The organism is Bacterioplanoides pacificum (assembly GCF_042648445.1).
Taxonomy (GTDB): domain Bacteria; phylum Pseudomonadota; class Gammaproteobacteria; order Pseudomonadales; family Oceanobacteraceae; genus Bacterioplanoides; species Bacterioplanoides pacificum.
In genome coordinates, this window is the sequence record NZ_JBHRYB010000025.1 from 17,342 (window position 1) to 36,660 (window position 19,319).

A 19,319-nucleotide genomic window follows, 5' to 3' on the forward strand; every position below is an offset into this window, starting at 1 on the left:
TCTGTCTGAGCCCAACGAGTTATGACCACCACCCCTTCAGCGGCAGCGCTAACGCTGCCGGAGGAACAGCCGATTGTCCGGATCGACAAGCTGACGAAAACCTTTGGCACCACCTACGCCGTGGATGACATCAGCCTGACGATCAACAAGGGTGAGTTCTTTTCCCTGCTGGGCGCATCCGGTTGTGGTAAATCCACTCTGCTGCGTATGTTGGCCGGCTTTGAAACCCCCAGCAGCGGCCGCATCCTGATCGATGGTCAGGACGTTACCGCCGTGCCGCCTTATCTGCGGCCGGTGAATATGATGTTCCAGAACTACGCATTATTTCCCCATATGAGCGTGGCGCAGAACATTGCTTACGGTTTAAAGCAGGAAAAAATGCCGCGCGCAGCCATCCGCGAACGGGTGCAGGAAATGCTGGCACTGGTGCAGATTGAGGCATTAGCCAGCCGCAAACCCGACCAGCTGTCCGGTGGTCAGCGCCAGCGGGTTGCTCTGGCCCGGGCACTGGCCAAACACCCGAAAATTCTGCTGCTCGACGAACCACTCGGAGCACTGGATAAAAAACTGCGCGAACAGACCCAGTTTGAACTGGTGAATATTCAGGAGCGCCTCGGCATCACCTTTATCGTGGTCACCCACGATCAGGAAGAAGCCATGACCATGTCATCGCGCATTGCACTGATGCGTGATGGCCGCATTGAGCAGGTCGATAATCCGCGCCGTATGTACGAATTCCCGGCCAGCCGTTACGCCGCCGGTTTTATTGGTTCGGTCAATTTATTTAACGGCCAGGTCATCAGCCACGATGACGACCTGGTACAGATCCAGTGCGAACAGGCCGGCTGTGAATTACAGGTTCACCACAGCCAGCCACTGACACCGGGGATGGACGTCACCGTCGCAATCCGGCCGGAAAAAATCACCGTGCGCCAGCAACACCAGAACGAAGCCAACAGCACGCAGGGGATTATTCAGGAAATTGCCTATTTAGGCGACGTGTCGATTTATCACGTCGAGCTGGCCAGCGGTCAGCGATTGCAGTTTACCCAGCCGAATATTCAGGCGCTGGCAGAACAACCGCTCACCTGGGGGCAACAGGTGGCGATCCACTGGAGCGCCTTTTCCTGCGGTGTATTAACCCAATGAGCCGGCTGCGTCGTTTATTGCCAGGCGTTGCCGGCCACAACCTGATCACCGCCATTCCCTGGTTCTGGCTGGCGCTGTTTTTTTTATTGCCGTTTTTATTTGTGCTGAAAATCAGCCTGTCGGAAGCGGCGCTGGCACAGCCGCCGTTTCTCGACTGGATTCAGGAGGTTGAGGATGGCCTGGTTACCATCCAGCTGAATTTCGGCAACTATTTATTGTTAATCGAAGACGACCTGTATCTGGCAGCGTTCTGGGGCTCATTTGAAATTGCCGTGATCTCCACCCTGCTGTGTATCCTGCTGGGTTACCCGATGGCCTACGCCATCGCCCGGGCGCCGCAACACTGGCGTCTGCCGTTGCTGATGCTGGTGATTCTGCCGTTCTGGACCTCTTTTTTATTACGGGTATACGCCTGGATCGGCATTCTGAAAAATAACGGCCTGGTTAACCAGCTGTTATTAACGCTGGGCATTATTGACCAGCCACTGACCCTGCTGCACACCCCCGTCGCCGTTTATATCGGTGTGGTATACAGCTACCTGCCGTTTTTTGTGTTACCGCTGTACGCCACACTGACCCGGCTCGATACCACTTTATTACAGGCCGCCGCCGACCTGGGCGCCCGGCCGTGGAAACAGTTTTTAACCATCACCCTGCCACAATCACTGCCCGGCGTGATTGCCGGCGGCATGCTGGTTTTTATTCCGGTGATGGGCGAGTTTGTGATTCCCGATTTATTGGGCGGCCCGGATACCCTGATGATTGGCAAACTGATGTGGACCGAGTTTTTCAGTAATAAAGACTGGCCACTGGCGTCTGCGCTGGCATCGGTGTTATTGCTGGTGCTGATTCTGCCGTTTGTGCTGATGCGCCATTACGAACAAAAAGCCAGCCGCCAGGCGCAGGAGTCGTAACATGTTTAAACGTCATCCGTTTGCCACCACCGGCCTGCTGTTGGGACTGGCTTTTTTATACCTGCCGATTATCAGCCTGGTGGTGTATTCCTTTAACGAAAGCCGGCTGGTGACCGTCTGGGGTGGCTTCAGCAGCAAATGGTACAGCGCCCTGCTGGATAACAAACCACTGCTCAGCGCCGCCTGGCTGAGTATTAAAATCGCCGCGCTTAACGCCTGCCTGGCGGTGCTGCTGGGCACCCTGGCGGCACTGGCGCTGGTACGTTTCAGCGGCCGCCGCGGGCACAAATCACTGGCTATCATGTCGGCCGCACCGCTGGTGATTCCGGAAATTATGATCGGCCTGTCGCTGTTATTGTTATTCGTCAGCATGGAACGGTTAATCGGCTGGCCCGCCGGCCGTGGCCAGCTGACCATATTGCTGGCCCATGTCACCTTTTCCATGGCCTATGTCACCGTGATTGTACAAAGCCGTTTAAACCATATGGACCGCTCACTGGAAGAAGCCGCCCTCGACCTCGGAGCCCGGCCGGTAACGGTGTTTTTCACCATCACCCTGCCGATGATTGCCCCGGCACTGGCAGCCGGCTGGTTGCTGGCCTTTACCCTGTCGATGGACGATCTGGTGGTCGCCAGTTTTGTTTCCGGCCCCGGTGCCACCACCTTGCCGATGGTGATCTATTCCAGCGTGCGGTTAGGCATCAGCCCACAGATCAACGCCCTGGCCAGCATTATTATTCTGCTGGTAGCGTTGGCCGTACTGATCACCGGGCTGTTGTTGTACCGCCGCCAGCGACAATCGCCCCATCCCTGATCCGCATCTATGCAAAAGCGCGGCTAACCGTTTAAATAGAAGGCAAATTTCCAACCGAGTGACCCTGCGTTATGTTGCCTTCTGTGTTATCTGATTTATGGCAAAACCAGCAATCCCAGCTGACCGATATCGGTGAGCGCTTTGGCCTCGACTGGCCGGCGTTATGGCAACAGCTGTCGCCGACACAACAACAACAGGCACAAAAAGTACTGACGTTAAGTTCGTTTGTGGTCGACGCCCTGCCAAAAGAGGCGACGTTTTTTCAGCACCACCTGAGCAGCGACGCCATTTGCCAGCCACTGCCACGCAGCACCATCAGCGCCTGGCTGGATGAGTTGAGCCAGCAGGCCAGCAGCGAAGACGACTGGCACGCGGCATTACGTAAACTGCGCCGCCGTGCCATGGTGCATATTATCTGGCGTGATCTGTTACGCCTGGCGTCGACGCTGGAAACCACCCGGGCGTTATCCGATCTGGCCGACGAATGTGTAGCGCGCTCCATTACCTTTCTCAGCACCGTGCTGCAGCAGCGTCATGGCCGCCCTATCGGCCGTCAGTCGCAACAGGAACAACAGCTGCATGTATTAGGCATGGGCAAACTGGGCGCTTACGAACTGAACCTCAGCTCCGATATCGACCTGATTTTCAGCTACCCGGAAAGTGGCGACACCAGCGGCCCGAAAGTGATCAGTAATCAGGAATATTTTATTAAGCTTGGCCAGAAGCTGATTCTGGCGCTGGATAAAACCACCATTGACGGTTTTGTTTTCCGCACCGATATGCGGTTGCGCCCTTACGGCCAGAGTGGCCCGCTGGTAATGAATTTTGCCTCGCTGGAAGAATATTATCAGGACCAGGGCCGCGACTGGGAACGTTACGCCATGGTCAAAGCGCGGGTGATGACCGGCGAAGACAATCCGGCGGCACAGGAACTGTTAAAAATATTACGGCCCTTTACCTATCGCGCCTATATCGACTTTAGCGCCTTTGAATCGTTACGCTCCATGAAAGCCATGATCAATGCCGAGGTGCGTCGCCGCGGGCTGGAAATGAACGTTAAACTCGGTCAGGGCGGTATCCGCGAAGTCGAGTTTATCGTGCAGGCGTTCCAGTTAATCCGTGGTGGCCAGGACGAACAATTACAAACCCGCGAACTGGTAAAAGTGCTGGATATTCTCGCCGGCGACGGTTATTTACCGGCCGGCGCCTGCGATGAATTAAAACAGGCGTATTTATTTCTGCGTAACAGCGAACACGCCATCCAGGCACTCAATGACGAACAAACCCAGCAACTGCCGGACGATGCGGTGGATCAGGCACGCATCGCCTGGGCCATGGGCTGTGATCACTGGCATGAGTATCTGACCTTACTGGAACAACACCGCGACAACGTAAAATACCACTTTGCCCAGATAGTCGCCGGCGATGACGATGAACCCGGCAACGAACAGGAAGAACACGCCTGGATCGATTTATGGCACGGCGAATTACACGGCCAGGCAGAACAGGAATTTTTAAATCAATACCCCTGCAGCCGCTCGGATGCGGTACAGCAGCGGCTGGAAAAATTCCGCGACTCCAAAGCCGTGGCCATGATGCAACAGATTGGCCGCGAACGGCTCGACGCCTTAATGCCGTTATTACTGAAAGAATTATGGCAACATAATAATCCGGTCGACACCCTGGAGCGTATTATTCCGCTGCTGGAAGCGGTGTTACGCCGTACCGCCTACCTGGTGTTATTAAAAGAAAACCCTCAGGCGTTAACCCAGCTGATTAAATTGTGTGGCGCCTCGGTTTGGGTAGCAGAATATATTACCCAGACGCCATTATTACTGGACGAATTATTAGTCCCGGAAAGCCTCTACCGTTTGCCACAAAAAAGTGAACTGGCCGAAGAACTCGATTTACGTTTGTTACGCATCGACGAAGACGATCTGGAACAACAAATGGAGCAGCTGCGCCAGTTTGCCCGGGCGCATAAATTACGCGCAGCGGCCTGCGAAGTAATGGAAGCCTTGCCGCTGATGAAGGTCAGCGATTACCTCACCTACCTGGCCGAAGTGGTGGTGAATAAAGTGATGTGGTTATCCTGGCAACAAATGGTGGCCAAATACGGTTACCCGACGAACGCCGAAAAAGAAGCCGTTACTGAGCCGGAATTTGCCGTCATTGGTTATGGCAAAGTCGGTGGCCTGGAACTGAGTTACAGCTCAGACCTCGACCTGGTGTTTTTACATAACGCCTGCAGTAATCGTTACACCAACGGCGAACGCAGCCAGGACAACGGCGTATTTTATACCCGCATGGGACAACGCATGATTCACATCATGACCACCCAGACCCGCTCTGGCGATTTATACGAAGTGGATATGCGGCTGCGGCCTTCAGGCAACTCCGGCATGATTGTCGCGTCGATGAAAGCCTTTGCCGAATACCAGCAAAAACACGCCTGGACCTGGGAACATCAGGCACTGGTGCGGGCCCGCGCAATTTGTGGTGCCGCCCATACCATCGATGAATTCAGTCATATCCGCGCCGATATTCTCGCCCGCCCGCGCGAGCAGCAAACGCTGCAACAAGAGGTGCGGGATATGCGCCAGAAAATGCGTGAACACCTGGGTGAAGATCATAAAAATGCCGGCAGTTACCACCTCAAACAGGATCAGGGTGGCATCGTCGATATTGAATTTCTGGTGCAGTACGGTGTGCTGGCCAATGCCAGACAACGACCGGAGCTGCTGACCTATACCGATAACATGCGCATTCTCGACAGCTTTGCCACCAGCGGCCTGATGTCGCAGGCGGATGTGGAACAGCTACAGACAACCTATCTGAATTACCGTGCTGAATCGCATCGCCGGGCGTTACAGAAAGAAAAACTGGTGCTCAACAGCGAGGCCCGGCAACAACTGGATATCGACCGGCAAAAAGCCGAGGTAGTACGGTTATGGCAACAGTGGCTGGAATAATCCGGCCAAAACGCTTACCAAATACCGGCCCGGTGCTGTCGGAATCTGACCGAAAAGTACAAAATCCGGCCTGCGCCTAAAGAAGTACAAGCCAAGCGGCAAAAAATGAGCGATAATCCCGGCTCCAGAAATTCAGACAACCAGCGTTTCCGTCTCGACAGACGCCGGTGACCGTGTAGATATCGAATTTATGGTGCACGACGAGCTGTTGCTTTCGCCACAGCCGTCTGATGAGCAGACTCAGGCAGCCGCCACTCAGGTTGCCGGGAGCCATCACTCAAGCCGGGCTGATCCGTTCACAAGACCAACAGCCCTCCAGGAAACCGACCTGGCCTGTCAGCGCTGCAACCACCGGCGCGCACTATAAAATAACAGCCGTCGCCAAACCGGCAGGTTTGATCCGGCTCAGATTTTTCACACATGTACGTCACCCGCCTGCGGAACGAGCAACAGTATAACGCTGAGAACTATCAGTGAGTCGGAAGCCGGGCTCAGGCTTCCATACCAAAGGTTAGGAATAGCAATGGCCGCATTTGGAACAGTTTTCATGCCGAAAATGGCACTGGCAACTTTTGAAAACAACTCCTGGACAGCTTCAGGTATCGTCCCGTCCGATAAGTTAGAATTCCATCCGGGTGCTCATGTCTTACATTACTCAAGCACCTGTTTTGAAGGCTTAAAAGCGTTTAAACACGCCGATGGCAGCGTCAATGTTTTCCGTATGGATGCCAACATTAATCGCATGGCGCAGAGCAGTGAATTATTAAATCTGCCCGCCATCGATAAAGATCAGCTGGGTCAGATGATTAAAGACGTGGTCGCGCTGTACGCCGACGATGTGCCGCTGCCACCCGGCTCTATGTATATCCGCCCGACTCATATCGGCACTGAGCCGGCGATCGGTAAAGCCGCGGCGCCGACCGAATCATCGTTGTTATATGTATTGTTGTCGCCAGTGGGTGATTATTTTGCCAGCGGAGCCAAGCCGTTACGCCTGCTGCTGGAAGAAGACGGCATGCGTTGTGCCCCACACATGGGCATGATTAAAAGCGGGGGCAATTACGCCAGTGCTCTGGGCCCGATTCTGCAGGCCCGTAAAGAACACGACGCCGACCAGATTCTGTTCTGCCCGAACGGCGACGTCCAGGAAACCGGTGCCGCAAACTTTATCCTGATCGACGGTAACGAAATCATCACCAAAGCGTTAGACAGCACGTTCCTGCACGGCGTTACCCGCGATTCGATTTTAACCATCGCCCGCGATGCCGGCATGACCGTCAGCGAACGTGATTTCAGCGTTGATGAACTGATCGAACGGGCTAAAAAGCCGGGTACTGAAGCGGCACTGTCGGGTACCGCAGCGGTATTAACGTCGGTTGGCACTCTGATTCACCAGGGTCAGGAATTTACCGTCGGTTCTGGTGAAGCCGGTGAAACCACCCAGAAGCTGCGCCAGATGCTGAACGATATTCAGTGGGGCAAAGCGGAAGATAAATTCGGCTGGTTAACCAAAGTTTAATCGTTACTCTTTGTTAACAGACTGACCCACAGGTTATGTAACCTGTGTAAAAAAACCGCCAGGCCAGCCATGCCATGGCGGTTTTTTTATAACTGAATGTTTAGATTTAAAGCTCTGTTATTTCAGACTCTGCTTTCCCTTTCCTCTTCCCACTATCGTGTATTCACGTATTAACACTTCGTGTCGTTAAAAACAGACTAAGCTGAAAAAACGGCCGGAAATGTTGTGAGAAAATGTATGAAAAATCTGAGTATTCGCAAAAAGCTGATGCTGGCAGTTGGCGGCACCATTCTTGTTTTATTAGCACTCAGCAGTGCTTTCAGTTATCAGCAGGCGCGCGCCAGCCTGGCGGGCGAAATCAGTGAACGTATCCGCGTCACCGGTGAAAAAACCGCTACCTTTGTCAGCCACTGGCTGAAAACCAAAAGCACTGTGGTTGCCGCCGCTGTCAACTCGCTGAACACCAATCTGTCGGCGGGTGATATCGTTACTCAGGGTCAGCGCGGCGGTAATTTTTTATTCCTGTACCTGGGTACCCAGCAAGGCGAGATGACCATGCGCCCGGACGAGGAACTGCCCGCCGATTATGACCCGCGCATCCGGCCCTGGTATAAACAGGCACGCCAACAGGGCAAACAGATTGTGACCGCGCCGTATGTTGACGCCAGCACTGGTGAACTGGTGATTACCTTTGCCCAGCCCACCGATAACGGTGTGTTAGCCGGCGATGTGGCATTGACGGCGGTAGTCAATCAGGTACTGGATATCGACCTCGGCGAACACGGTTATGCCGCCCTGCTCGATGCCAAACAACAATTTATGGTGCACCCGGATAAAGCGCTGATCGGCAAACCCATCAGCCAGTTTTTGTCCGCTGCCCAGCTGCAGCCCGGTGCTATCGTGACCGCCGATTTTAATCAGCACCACAGCCTGCTCGGCCTGTATCCGATCGCCGGCAGCGACTGGCAGGTTTTATTAGTAACGCCGGAAAAAGAAGCCTATGCCAGCCTGGCGGCATTGCGCTGGTCCAGCTGGGTCACCGGTATCCTGACCATTGTGATTGTCACCCTGATCAGTGGTGTGATTATTTCCCGCTTACTGAAACCGCTGGCTAACCTCGGCGTGGTGATGTCAGATATCGCCCAGGGTGAAGCCGATCTGACCAAACGGCTGGAAGTGGAACAAAACGATGAAATTGGCGCTCTGAGCCATTCGTTTAACGTCTTTGTGGGCTCCATTCATGAGCTGGTATCGCAGAGTATGGATTCATCACGGGAACTGGATACGTTATCCAGCTCGGCGCGTAATAATGCCGAAGAAAATAATCAGGCGGTACAATTGCAACAGAGCGAAATCAGCCAGGTGGCCGTGGCCGTCAACGAATTATCATCCACCTCATCAGAAGTGGCTTCCAACGCTTCCGATACCGCGGGTGCCGCCCAGAACGCCACCGAAGAAGGTCAGTCGGGCATTACCAATGCCGAAGAAAATAAACGCCGTATGGGCCGCCTCACCAGCCAGATTGATGATGCCACCGGCGTCATCACCCAGCTGGATGAACAGGCACAACAAATCACCGGCATTTTAGCCACCATTCAGGGCATTGCTGAACAAACCAACCTGCTGGCACTGAATGCCGCCATCGAAGCCGCCCGCGCCGGTGAACAGGGCCGTGGGTTTGCGGTGGTTGCCGATGAGGTCCGCACCCTGTCGCAACGCACTCACGAAGCGACCGGCGAGATTCAGGAGATGATCGACAACCTGAAGCAACACAGCCAGAGTGCGGTGAATATCATGCAGACCAGTAAAAACCTGACCGATGAAACCGCCGACAGTGCTGCCGAAGTCAGCCAGAGCCTGGCGGTGATTGCCGGAGCGCTGGGGGATATTTCCGAACGTTCACAAAACATTGCCAATGCCTCGCGCGAGCAACACGCCGCAACTGAAGAAATCAGCCGTATTGCCACCGCCATTCAGTCGGCTTCCGATGATCTGGCCGGCAACGTCGCTGAGGCTATGAATCAGTCCGGTCAGTTGCACAGCCTGAGCACCACCATCGCCGGCAACCTGTCGCGCTTTCGGGTGTAAGCCGCATCACGCGGCTTTTTACGCTCACCAGACACCCGGTGGATTGTTTAATCAGAGCAACGATGTGATCCGCTCATCGGGCTGGAACATTCCTCCTCCAGGCTGGCCCAATGTCACTACAGAACCATAGAGCGAACAACATGCTTAATCTCGACTTCAGCCAGCGGGTGGTCATCAACAGCAACGATCTGCAATGGTCACAAAGCCCGATGCCGGGTGTGTTACGCAAACGCCTGGCCCGTGAAGACGCCGAACGTGGCCACGCCACCAGCATCGTTAAATACCTGCCCGGCTCGCGTTTCCGTTCTCATCCACACCCGCAAGGGGAAGAGATATTTGTGCTGGAAGGGGTATTTTCTGACGAAAGTGGCGATTACCCGGCGGGCAGTTATATCCGCAACCCGGAAGGTTTTGAACACGCGCCGTTCAGTAACGAAGGCTGTGTGCTGTTTGTTAAGCTGCATCAGTTTCAGCCCGGCGACCAGCAACACATTCGGGTCAATACCAGTAACGCCGGATTACGCCCCGGTCCCGGAGGCTTAAGCGTATTACCGCTGCACGACTATCAGGGAGAATCCACCACGCTGGTATTCTGGCCGGCAGGAGAACGCGGCCAGCCACACACACATTTTGCGGGTGAAGAAATTCTGGTGATTTCCGGCGAGCTGATGGATAAGCATGGCCGCTACCCGGCGGGCAGCTGGATTCGCAGCCCTCATATGAGTCAGCATTGCCCTTACGTCGAGCAGGATACCCTGCTGTTGGTGAAAGCCGGCCATTTAGGCGAAAGCGGGACACAGTTCAACTAAGCGGCCTCTCAATAACTTTCTTCACTCTGGTGCATCCGTTATTATCTGCGGTTCTGTTTCTGGTGCGGTGTCTATTACCGTCCGTTCCCCAACCAGCACAAGGAATGCGCATGTTATTTGCCCCTTTCCGCTTTGTTTTTTCTGCCATCGCCAGCGTGTTTAAGCTGCTGTGGTCCATTATTGCCTGGGTATTTGGCTTTGTGTTTGGCCAGTGGACACCACCCCCCTGGTTACAGCTGATCATCGATCAGGTTGGCCGTTATTTCCGTTTTCTTGGCCGTCATCGCTGGTTAGCCGTGTTACACGTGATATTACCGCCACTGTTATTGGTTGGCAGTGTACTGGGGTATGTCTGGTACCAGTCTTTGCCTCAGCCGGTAACCACCAGCTTTACCGCCCGGGCACCGGCAAAAACCACCTGGGACGGTGACCAGCCCAATATTCAGCCGCTGTATGTACGCTTCACCAAATCCGCGGCGCCACTCAAGCGCAGCGAAGAAGCGCTGACTGACGGCGTACGTTTATCGCCACAAACCGCCGGGGAATGGCGCTGGCAGGACGACTACACGTTAATCTTCGAGCCACAACAGGACTGGAAAATTAACAGCCGCTATACCGTCACCATCGCCGAACAAGGTCTGGTAGCCGAACAGATCCTGCTGGAAAAAACCGAAGACAGTTTTACCACCGCCGGATTTGAGGTGTACAAACGCGACGTTGAGTTTTATCAGGACCCGGTTGATCCGAACCAGAAAAAAGTCATCGCCAGTCTGCGCTTTTCCCACCCGGTGGATGCCGTAACACTGGAACGCAATATTCGTATTAAGCCGGAATCCGGGCTGGAGTTTATCCGCAGCGAAGATAAAAACTTCAGCGTGATTTACAGCGACGACAAACTGAGTGCCCATATTCACACTGCGGCACTGGCGGTACCACGCCTCGACCGGCAGCTGACTATTGAAATCGATAGTGGTATCGAACCACTGGCCGGTGGCGACAGCAGTGACAACAGCCTGCACTGGAAGCAGAAAATTCCCGGCCGCGGCAAACTGGCACTGCGTAATCCTGGCATTGAAATTGTTGAAAACGGCAGCACTCCGGAACAGGTGCTGATGGTACACACCAGTGCACCAGTAGCGGAAAAACACTTCGCCGAACAACTACAACTATGGTTATTACCGAAATACGCCGCCGATCAGAAAGACAAAGAGTATCTGCACTACTGGCATAACGACAATGTCACCAGCGCTGTGCTGGCCCGTGCCGAACGCATTCATGCGCAATACATTCAGGGCGAATTTGAAAACAGCCAGCTGCACCAGCTGAAACTGGACGTGCCACAAGACCGTTATCTGCTGCTCAAAATGGAACCCGGACTGACCGCCGTCGGCGGTTATGAGCTGGTAAAACGGTACAGCCAGGTGGTTCAGGTACCATCCTATCCGAAAATTCTGAAATTTATGTCGCAGGGCAATTTATTGTCGTTACACGGCGAGAAAAAAGTGGCGGTGGTCAGTCGTGGCCATCAACACTTCAGCTACGAAGTGCAACGTATTCTGCCCGATCAGTTACACCACTTTATTGCCGATAACGGCAGTGATCCTTCGTCCCCGACTGTCTCGAATTTCGATATGAGTAAAATTATCGAACGGTTTACCGGTCAGCAGCGGGTCCGCAACAAGAATCCGAAAACCTCCAGTACCAGCTCGCTGAACCTGGGCCGTTATCTGAATAACAAAGGCTTGTCGCGCGGCTTATTTGTGGTGAACTTATCTCCCCGCGAAGAAGCACCCGATTACGAGTTCGGTGCCCTGCCACACACCCGGCGGTTAATTGCCATCACCGATATGGGGCTGATGGTTAAACGCAATAAAGACGGCGAACACGATGTGTTTGTGGTGTCGCTCAGCAGCGGGCGGCCGGTGGCCAATGCCCAGGCAAAACTGATCTCACTGAATGGCCAGAGCCTGCAAACCGTCACCACGGATTACCAGGGCCGCGCCCACTTCCGTGCGCCGCGTTACCGCGGCAGCGAAAAACGGCCACTGGCGTTTGTGGTCAGCAAAAACGGCGACAGCGCGTTTATCCCTTACAGCGGCGGCAACCGCGAAATTAATTATTCGCGCTTTGATATCGGTGGCGTGAACGACAGTGATGGTGATGAACTGAGTGCTTTTGCCTTCTCCGACCGCGAACTGTATCGCCCCGGTGAAAGTGCCCGGCTGATGTACATTGTCCGCGCCGGCGACTGGCGTCCGGCTTACGAAGGAATGCCGGTACAACTGGAAATTTATGATCCGCGTGGCATGAGCATCTATAAACAACGCCGCCGTTTACACCGCAGTGGTTTTGATGCACTGGAATTCGATTTATCCGCCGCCGCATTAACCGGTGATTACCGCTTCAAGGTCAGCCGCGTACATAACGGCCGTTATGAATACGTACGTGAACTGGGATCGGTGCGGTTTAACGTGCGTGAATTTGAGCCCGACCGGCTGAAAGTCAAAGCCCGTTTAAGCGACGACACCGTACGCGGCTGGTTACGTCCGAACGAGGTCGCAGGCCGGGTAAACGTGCAACACCTGTTTGGCACACCGGCTGCCGGCGCCCGGGTAGTGGGTGAAATGAACATCCGTCAGGCCTGGCCACAGTTTGCTCAGTATCCGGATTACCGCTTCTTCGACCGCAGCAGTGCCGATGGCCGCTTGTCCGACAGCTATGAATACCTCGGCGAACAATTTACCGACGACCAGGGCGATACCCTGTTCGAACTGGATTTATCGCGCTTCGAACGGGCCACTTACCGGCTGCATTTTAATACCACGTCGTACGAAAAAGGCTCCGGCCGCGGCGTTAATGCCAACACCAGCCTGCTGGTATCCGACGCACCTTATATGATTGGTTTTAAAGCCGATGGCCGTTTAAACGTGAAACATAACAGCGAACGTAACGTGCAGTTTATCGCCGTCGATTCGCAGTTACAGCAGGTTGAAGCCAACACTTTACGACTGGAGAAAAGTGAAATCCGCTACGTCTCCGTGCTGGCACGTCAGCCAAACGGCAGTTATCGCTACGTCTCACGCCAGCGTGAATTCACCCTTAACAGCGAAGCGGTCAGCATCGGCAAAAACGGCCTGCAACAAAGGCTGGATACCAGCTCACCGGGAGAATACCGGCTGCGGTTACGCAACGATAACGACGAAATTCTCGCCACCCTGAATTATCAGGTGGCGGGTACCGCCAACCTGACCCGCTCGCTGGAACGTAATGCCGAGTTACAGGTCAGCCTGGATAACGACGAATACCGCAATGGCGACAGTATCGAAATCAGCATTATTGCGCCTTATACCGGCACCGGTTTAATCACCATCGAACGCGACAAAGTGTACGCCAGCCAGTGGTTTAAAACGTCCACCACCAGCTCGGTACAAACCATTCGGGTACCGCGTGAACTGGAAGGCAACGCCTATATCAATGTGCAGTTTATCCGCGAAGCTGATTCGCCGGAGATTTATATGAGCCCGCTGTCAGTAGCGGTGGTGCCGTTTAATATCAACCGCTCAGCGCGCATTATCGACGCCAAAATGAACAGCAGCGAACGGGTGCGTCCGGGTGATGATATCCGCATGACGGTCAACACTCCGGAATCGTCGCGGCTGATTCTGGTGGCGGTCGACGAAGGTATTCTGCAGGTGGCGAAGTTCCGTACCCCGGATCCACTGTCGCACTTCCTGCAAAAACGCCGCTTACAGGTCAGCACCCGGCAGATGCTGGATCTGATTCTGCCGGAATATTCGCAGATTATGGCATCGGCGCCGGGCGGTGGTATGGCCGAAGAAGTAGCACTGGCGCAGAACCTCAACCCGTTTAAGAAAAAACGTAATCCACCGGTGGTATGGTGGTCCGGAGTGCGGGATATTCAGGCCGGTGAGCATGAATTCAACTTCCGCGCGCCGGATTATTTTAACGGCCGGGTACGCATCTATGCGGTATTAGCCAACGAAAACCGCATGCAGGTGCTGGAACAAAGCAGCTTGGTTCAGGGCGATCTGATTCTGACACCGAACGTACCGGTAGCGGTATCACCGGGCGACGAAGTCAATCTGTCGCTGGCGGTGTATAACAACATCAAACCACAACAGGCCTCGGCGGCCAGCAGCAATACCATCGATGTTGAGCTGCAACTGCCCGCCGGCGCCCGCGTGATCGGTGATGCCAAGCGTCAGCTGACACTCAACCAGGGCCAGGATCAGCTGGTTGAATTCCGTGTCCGGCTGGGCGATGAACCGGGCGAAAAAACCCTGCAGTTCCGCGCCAGCAGTGGCGATTACCAGGCCCGTTACCGCGAAAGTGTGTCAGTACGTCCGGCCTCGCCATACCGTACCGTGTTGCAGGCCGGGGTCATTGAAGGCGGAGAACAACAAGCGTTTAACGACCTGCGCCAGTTACACAACGCCTTTGCAGAAGCGGAAGTGGATGTTGGTGCCTCACCGTTATTGTGGGCCCGCGGTCTGGCGTCTTACCTGAATAACTACAGCCATATGTGTACCGAACAGCTCACCAGCCGGGCGGTACCGGCGCTGTTATTACAGGCTTATCCGGCGCTGACCGACAACAACAAAACCTTCGATGTTCCGGCGGCGCTGAGCATGTTGCGGGGCCGTCAGAACGACGAAGGCGGGTTTGGTATGTGGCGCGCCACGTTAAACGCCAATCCGTATTACACCCTGTTTGCGCTGAACTTTATGCTGGAAGCCAAAGACCGTAATCAGGCCGTACCCGATGATATGCTGAACCAGTCGCTGAGTTTTGTGCAGGACTTTGTCAGCCGGCCACACAGTGATCTGCGTGAGTTGCGGATGGCCGCCTACGGCGTGTACCTGATTGCCCGCAGCGGTCAGACGCCGGGCAACCGGTTAACGGCGGTGCAGTCGGATCTGGAGAAATATTTCCCGCAACAATGGCAGCAGGATCTGGCCGCTGCATACCTGGCCGCAGCCTTACAGCTGCAGCGTCAGGAGGCTCAGGCATCGGCCATGATGCGGCGGTTAAACTGGCACACCGGCAAGCCGGGCAAGGCGTCGCGGGTGATCTTATTCCAGGATGAGTTAAGCGAAAACGCGATCCATCTGTACCTGCTGATGCGCCACTTCCCGCAGTTGTTTGACACCCTGCCACAAACGGTACTGCTGGATATGGCCGACGCCATCTCGCAACAACGCTACCACAGCCATTCAGCAGCCTGGATGATGCTGGCACTGGATGCTTACCACCAGCGCGCCAGCCAGCGTGACAGCGATGCCCTGGCCTTTATCAGCCAGACCAACACCGGTGAACCAAGCCCGCTGGCGTTAAGCCGCAATAGCTTTGGTCAACACGCCGGGTTACCGCTCAACAGCCGCACCCTGCGACTGGATAACGCCAATGACCTGCCGCTGTTCTACGCCCTGCGCCACACGGGTTACGACCGCACAGCCAGCCCGGCCAGCAGCCACGGAGTGGAAATTCAGCGCGATTTCACCGACCTAGACGGCAAGTTAAAAAACCAGTTCAGCGTGGGGGATGAGTTCCTGGTACGGCTGCGGTTACGGACACTGGACGATAACCATTACCAGCAGTTGGCAATTGTTGACCTGTTACCGGGTGGTATCGAACCGGTGCCGGTGATCAATCCGGTGCAACAGGAAGACAGCGAACACAGCTCACGGGTATTAACCGATATCGACGGCCCCTGGTCGCTTGATTACGACAACCTGCGTGACGACCGGCTGATGTTATACGGCAGCCTGTACGGCGACGGGACGGTCACGCTGAGCTATAAAGTGCGCGCCGTCAGCGCCGGACGTTTCACCGTACCGGTCGCCTTTACCCGGGCACTGTATCAGCCGGAGGTGTTCTCGATTACCGCAGCGGGTGAGCTGCAGATCGACAAATCCAACAACTCAGGTAAGCCCGGCAACTCAGGTAAGCCCGGCAACTCTGATAAATCCGGCAACCCGGCCAGTCAACCGTAAATGATGCCACGTCAGCAACTGATCAAAGCAGGCTTCGGCCTGCTTTTTATTCTGCTCTTCAGTCTGCCACTGATCCGTCTGTGGCCGCATGCACCACTGCGGGATCAGTTTCCGCATTCCAGTGCCGTGTTTGCCAGCGACGGCAGCCTGTTACGGCTGACCACCGCCGCCGATCAGCAATACCGCTATTGGTTGCCGCTGGAGCAGACCGGAGAACTGATGCAGGAAGCCATGCTGATGCAGGAAGATCAGTGGTTCTGGCAACACCCGGGGGTGAACCCGTTCAGCCTGATCCGCGGCGCGCTGCGTACCTACAGTGGCGGCAATCGTCAGGGCGGCTCCACCATTACCATGCAGCTGGCGCGCCTGCTGCAACGTGAATCAACCCGCACACCGCTGGCCAAGCTGCAGCAGATTGGCCAGGCCCTGTGGCTGGAGGCGCGTTACAGCAAACGGGAAATCCTTGAGGCCTACCTGAATTTTGCCCCTTATGGCGGCAATATTCAGGGCGTCGGCGCGGCATCCTGGCTGTATTTTAATAAACCTGCGGCGCAGCTGAGTGCGCTGGAAGCCGCTACCCTGGCGGTAGTGCCACAACAACCGGCACGCCGGCCGCGCGCGGCAGAAGACACCCGCGCTGCGGTGGAACGTTTGCTGCTGCGCTGGCGCGAACAACAGCCACAACGACTGGGGCTGAACGCCAGTGTGGCAGCCATCAGCTATCGTCCGGTAGCGCCGTTCCGCGCGCCCCACGCAACCGACCTGTTACTGCAACAACAGCGCCAGGGCAAACTGGGAACAACCCGGGGAGCGATTCACAGCAGCATTAATCCGGTGCTGCAACGCGCACTGGAACGTCAGATTCGCCTCGGTTATCCACAACTGCAGGCCCGCGGGGTCGAAAACGCCAGCGCCATGCTGGTGCACTGGCCCAGCCGGGAGATAGTCGCCATGGTGGGTTCAGCGGATTATTTTGATGCCAATATCGCCGGCCAGGTAAACGGCAGCCAGGCCAAACGCTCCCCCGGCTCCACCCTGAAACCGCTGTTATTTGCGCTGGCGCTGGAACAGGGCATGATTCATCCGCGCTCCATGTTAAAAGACGCTCCCCAGGCGTTTGGCCCTTATACCCCGGAAAATTACGACCGCCGCTTTGCCGGGCCCATCAATGCCACCGCTGCCTTAAACCGCAGCCGCAATATTCCGGCCGTGGCGCTGGCATCCAAAATGCCTCCCGGCCATGACCTGCACGACTTATTAAAACGTGCCGGAGTGAGCCGCTTACAGAGCCGCGAATATTATGGTCTGGCACTGGTGCTGGGAGCCGGTGAAGTGACGATGCAGGAGCTGGCACGGCTGTATAGCGCACTGGCCAATAACGGCCTTGATGCACCACTGACACTGCAGCACAACACCAGCGAACAGCCCCGGGCACTGCTATCGCCACAGGCCAGCTGGCTGGCGCTGGAAATGCTGGCGCAAAAACCGCGCCCCGGCGTTTCCAGCCAGGCCCGGCCCCATCCCTGGTTTACTGCCTGGAAAACCGGCACCAGCTGGAGCTTCCGTGATGCCTGGACAGCAGGAGTAGTGGGCCCTTACGTTTTAGTGGTCTGGAATGGTAATTTTGATGGCTCTGCCAACCCGGCACTGGTGGGCATTAAAACCGCCGCGCCGCTGTGGTGGCGTATTGCCGAAGCCCTGCCCAATGTCGTCGGCAAGCAGCCGGAGCACAGTCAGCGCCAGCGGCCACAACCCTCAGGCGTGCGTAAAGTCGAAATTTGTGCCGCCTCCGGTGATCTGCCCAATAGCGCCTGTCCGCAACGCCTGCAAAGCTGGTTTATTCCCGGCGTATCACCAATCCGGGTAAGCGATTTACACCGCTGGGTGTGGGTCGATAAAAACACTGGCCAGGCGGTTTGTCCGCCCTATACGGCACAACACGAACAACGTCTGTATGAATTCTGGTCGACCGAAATGGCGCAGTTGTTTGCCCGTGCCGGGCTGGCGCGGCGTAAACCACCGGAGGCGGATTGCAGCCAGGATATGCACATCAGCGAAAGTAACGGCCCGCGTATCCGCTCACCGTATGAAGGAATGCGTTTTATGCTGGATGCCGAAGGCACCGGGGTATCAGCCCAGCTGCCGCTGCAGGCCGATGCAGCAGCCGGGGTTAAACGCTTATACTGGCTGATCGAAAACCGTTTATTAGGGCATTCCCGGCCGGGAGAAATTCTCTACTGGACGCCAAAACAGAGTGGCCGTTATCAGCTGACCGTCAGTGATGATCATGGCCGCAGCCGTTCACGCTGGATCGAGGTGGGCCGTTTGCATTAACCGCATAAATAGGTGCCGGTGCCGACGGCGATTAACGTGCCCTCTTCGTTGTGAAATTCCATCCGCGTCACCGCCACTTTATTGCCGATACGCAACAGGCTGGCACTGGCAACAAACTCTTTGCCTTTACCCGGATGTAAAAAGTCGACCCGCATATCGATGGTGCCCAGCTTCGACAACTGCTTCGGTCGTTCTTCCTTCGGCACGTCTTTTTTGTGCATCCGTTGCCAGGCCGCAATCAGCGCCATGGCACCACCGGTGACATCCAGCGCTGTGGAAATCGCGCCACCATGAAGAATACCCTGCAGCCAGTTACCCACCAGGTCGTCGCGCATGCTCATGGTAAATTCACAGCGGTTATCGCTCAGCAGCCTGGGCTTTAACCCTAATAACTTGTTAAACGGAATCTGATCGAGAAAATTCATCGTCAGATTCAGTTCGGTTTTGCTGAAACCTTCGGCAACCAGCTCCGGGTTGTGTGTCTCTTGTGTCATGTTGATTTCTCTTATCATTATTGTCACAGCGACCCGGTTAATCATTACCGCCAGAGCCGCTGGCGGCTTCATTCTGCGGCTTACCACCGTGTGAGTAAATTGCCGATCCGACGCCCGGCCCTGATCATTGTGCTCAGGCCGATCGCCGGCTTTGGCATAAAACCGTAACAATTGCCCCATAAAGTGCCGCCTCGACGAAACTTTGCGATAAA

At 55.4% G+C, this 19,319-nt stretch carries 10 protein-coding genes; 9 read left to right on the forward strand and 1 reads right to left on the reverse strand.

What is annotated here, in order from left to right:
- The first annotated feature begins 21 nt into the window (after window positions 1-21).
- From ACFOMG_RS17055 to pbpC, 9 genes are all read left to right on the forward strand, one after another.
- The gene (locus ACFOMG_RS17055) at window positions 22-1,149 is read left to right on the forward strand and encodes an ABC transporter ATP-binding protein (protein ID WP_376868433.1); all 1,128 of its coding nucleotides are present in this window, start codon (window positions 22-24) and stop codon (window positions 1,147-1,149) included.
- A complete protein-coding gene (locus tag ACFOMG_RS17060; protein WP_376868435.1) occupies window positions 1,146-2,063 on the forward strand; it encodes an ABC transporter permease subunit in 918 nt (305 codons plus the stop codon). Before ACFOMG_RS17055 ends, ACFOMG_RS17060 begins: the two co-directional genes overlap by 4 nt.
- A gap of 1 nt (window position 2,064) precedes the next feature.
- On the forward strand, window positions 2,065-2,877 hold the full coding sequence (locus ACFOMG_RS17065; RefSeq protein WP_376868437.1) for an ABC transporter permease subunit: 813 nt from the start codon (window positions 2,065-2,067) through the stop codon (window positions 2,875-2,877).
- A gap of 71 nt (window positions 2,878-2,948) precedes the next feature.
- The gene (gene glnE, locus ACFOMG_RS17070) at window positions 2,949-5,849 is read left to right on the forward strand and encodes a bifunctional [glutamate--ammonia ligase]-adenylyl-L-tyrosine phosphorylase/[glutamate--ammonia-ligase] adenylyltransferase (protein ID WP_376868438.1); all 2,901 of its coding nucleotides are present in this window, start codon (window positions 2,949-2,951) and stop codon (window positions 5,847-5,849) included.
- 523 nt (window positions 5,850-6,372) lie between these two features.
- Window positions 6,373-7,368 (forward strand): branched-chain amino acid aminotransferase, encoded by a 996-nt coding sequence (locus ACFOMG_RS17075; RefSeq protein ID WP_376868440.1) that lies wholly within the window; start codon window positions 6,373-6,375, stop codon window positions 7,366-7,368.
- Between the two features lie 237 nt (window positions 7,369-7,605).
- On the forward strand, window positions 7,606-9,456 hold the full coding sequence (locus ACFOMG_RS17080) for a methyl-accepting chemotaxis protein (RefSeq protein WP_376868442.1): 1,851 nt from the start codon (window positions 7,606-7,608) through the stop codon (window positions 9,454-9,456).
- A gap of 110 nt (window positions 9,457-9,566) precedes the next feature.
- Window positions 9,567-10,265, forward strand: coding sequence for a cupin domain-containing protein (locus ACFOMG_RS17085; protein ID WP_376868444.1), 699 nt, complete (start codon window positions 9,567-9,569; stop codon window positions 10,263-10,265).
- 110 nt (window positions 10,266-10,375) lie between these two features.
- A complete protein-coding gene (locus ACFOMG_RS17090) occupies window positions 10,376-16,279 on the forward strand; it encodes an alpha-2-macroglobulin (RefSeq protein ID WP_376868445.1) in 5,904 nt (1,967 codons plus the stop codon).
- A complete protein-coding gene (gene pbpC, locus ACFOMG_RS17095) occupies window positions 16,280-18,613 on the forward strand; it encodes a penicillin-binding protein 1C (protein ID WP_376868446.1) in 2,334 nt (777 codons plus the stop codon).
- Here pbpC and ACFOMG_RS17100 read toward each other — a convergent pair.
- Window positions 18,610-19,107, reverse strand: coding sequence for a thioesterase family protein (locus ACFOMG_RS17100; protein ID WP_376868447.1), 498 nt, complete (start codon window positions 19,105-19,107; stop codon window positions 18,610-18,612). The two genes, pbpC and ACFOMG_RS17100, sit on opposite strands and share 4 nt — an antisense overlap.
- Between the last annotated feature and the right edge of the window lie 212 nt (window positions 19,108-19,319).

Bases quoted from the DNA above. Each gene is read 5' to 3' on its own strand.
- ACFOMG_RS17065 (WP_376868437.1), top strand. From the start codon at position 2,065: ATGTTTAAACGTCATCCGTTTGCCACCACCGGCCTGCTGTTGGGACTG.
- ACFOMG_RS17060 (WP_376868435.1), top strand. From the start codon at position 1,146: ATGAGCCGGCTGCGTCGTTTATTGCCAGGCGTTGCCGGCCACAACCTG.
- ACFOMG_RS17080 (WP_376868442.1), top strand. From the start codon at position 7,606: ATGAAAAATCTGAGTATTCGCAAAAAGCTGATGCTGGCAGTTGGCGGC.
- ACFOMG_RS17075 (WP_376868440.1), top strand. From the start codon at position 6,373: ATGGCCGCATTTGGAACAGTTTTCATGCCGAAAATGGCACTGGCAACT.
- ACFOMG_RS17090 (WP_376868445.1), top strand. From the start codon at position 10,376: ATGTTATTTGCCCCTTTCCGCTTTGTTTTTTCTGCCATCGCCAGCGTG.
- ACFOMG_RS17055 (WP_376868433.1), top strand. From the start codon at position 22: ATGACCACCACCCCTTCAGCGGCAGCGCTAACGCTGCCGGAGGAACAG.
- pbpC (WP_376868446.1), top strand. From the start codon at position 16,280: ATGATGCCACGTCAGCAACTGATCAAAGCAGGCTTCGGCCTGCTTTTT.
- ACFOMG_RS17085 (WP_376868444.1), top strand. From the start codon at position 9,567: ATGTCACTACAGAACCATAGAGCGAACAACATGCTTAATCTCGACTTC.
- ACFOMG_RS17100 (WP_376868447.1), bottom strand. From the start codon at position 19,107: ATGACACAAGAGACACACAACCCGGAGCTGGTTGCCGAAGGTTTCAGC.
- glnE (WP_376868438.1), top strand. From the start codon at position 2,949: ATGTTGCCTTCTGTGTTATCTGATTTATGGCAAAACCAGCAATCCCAG.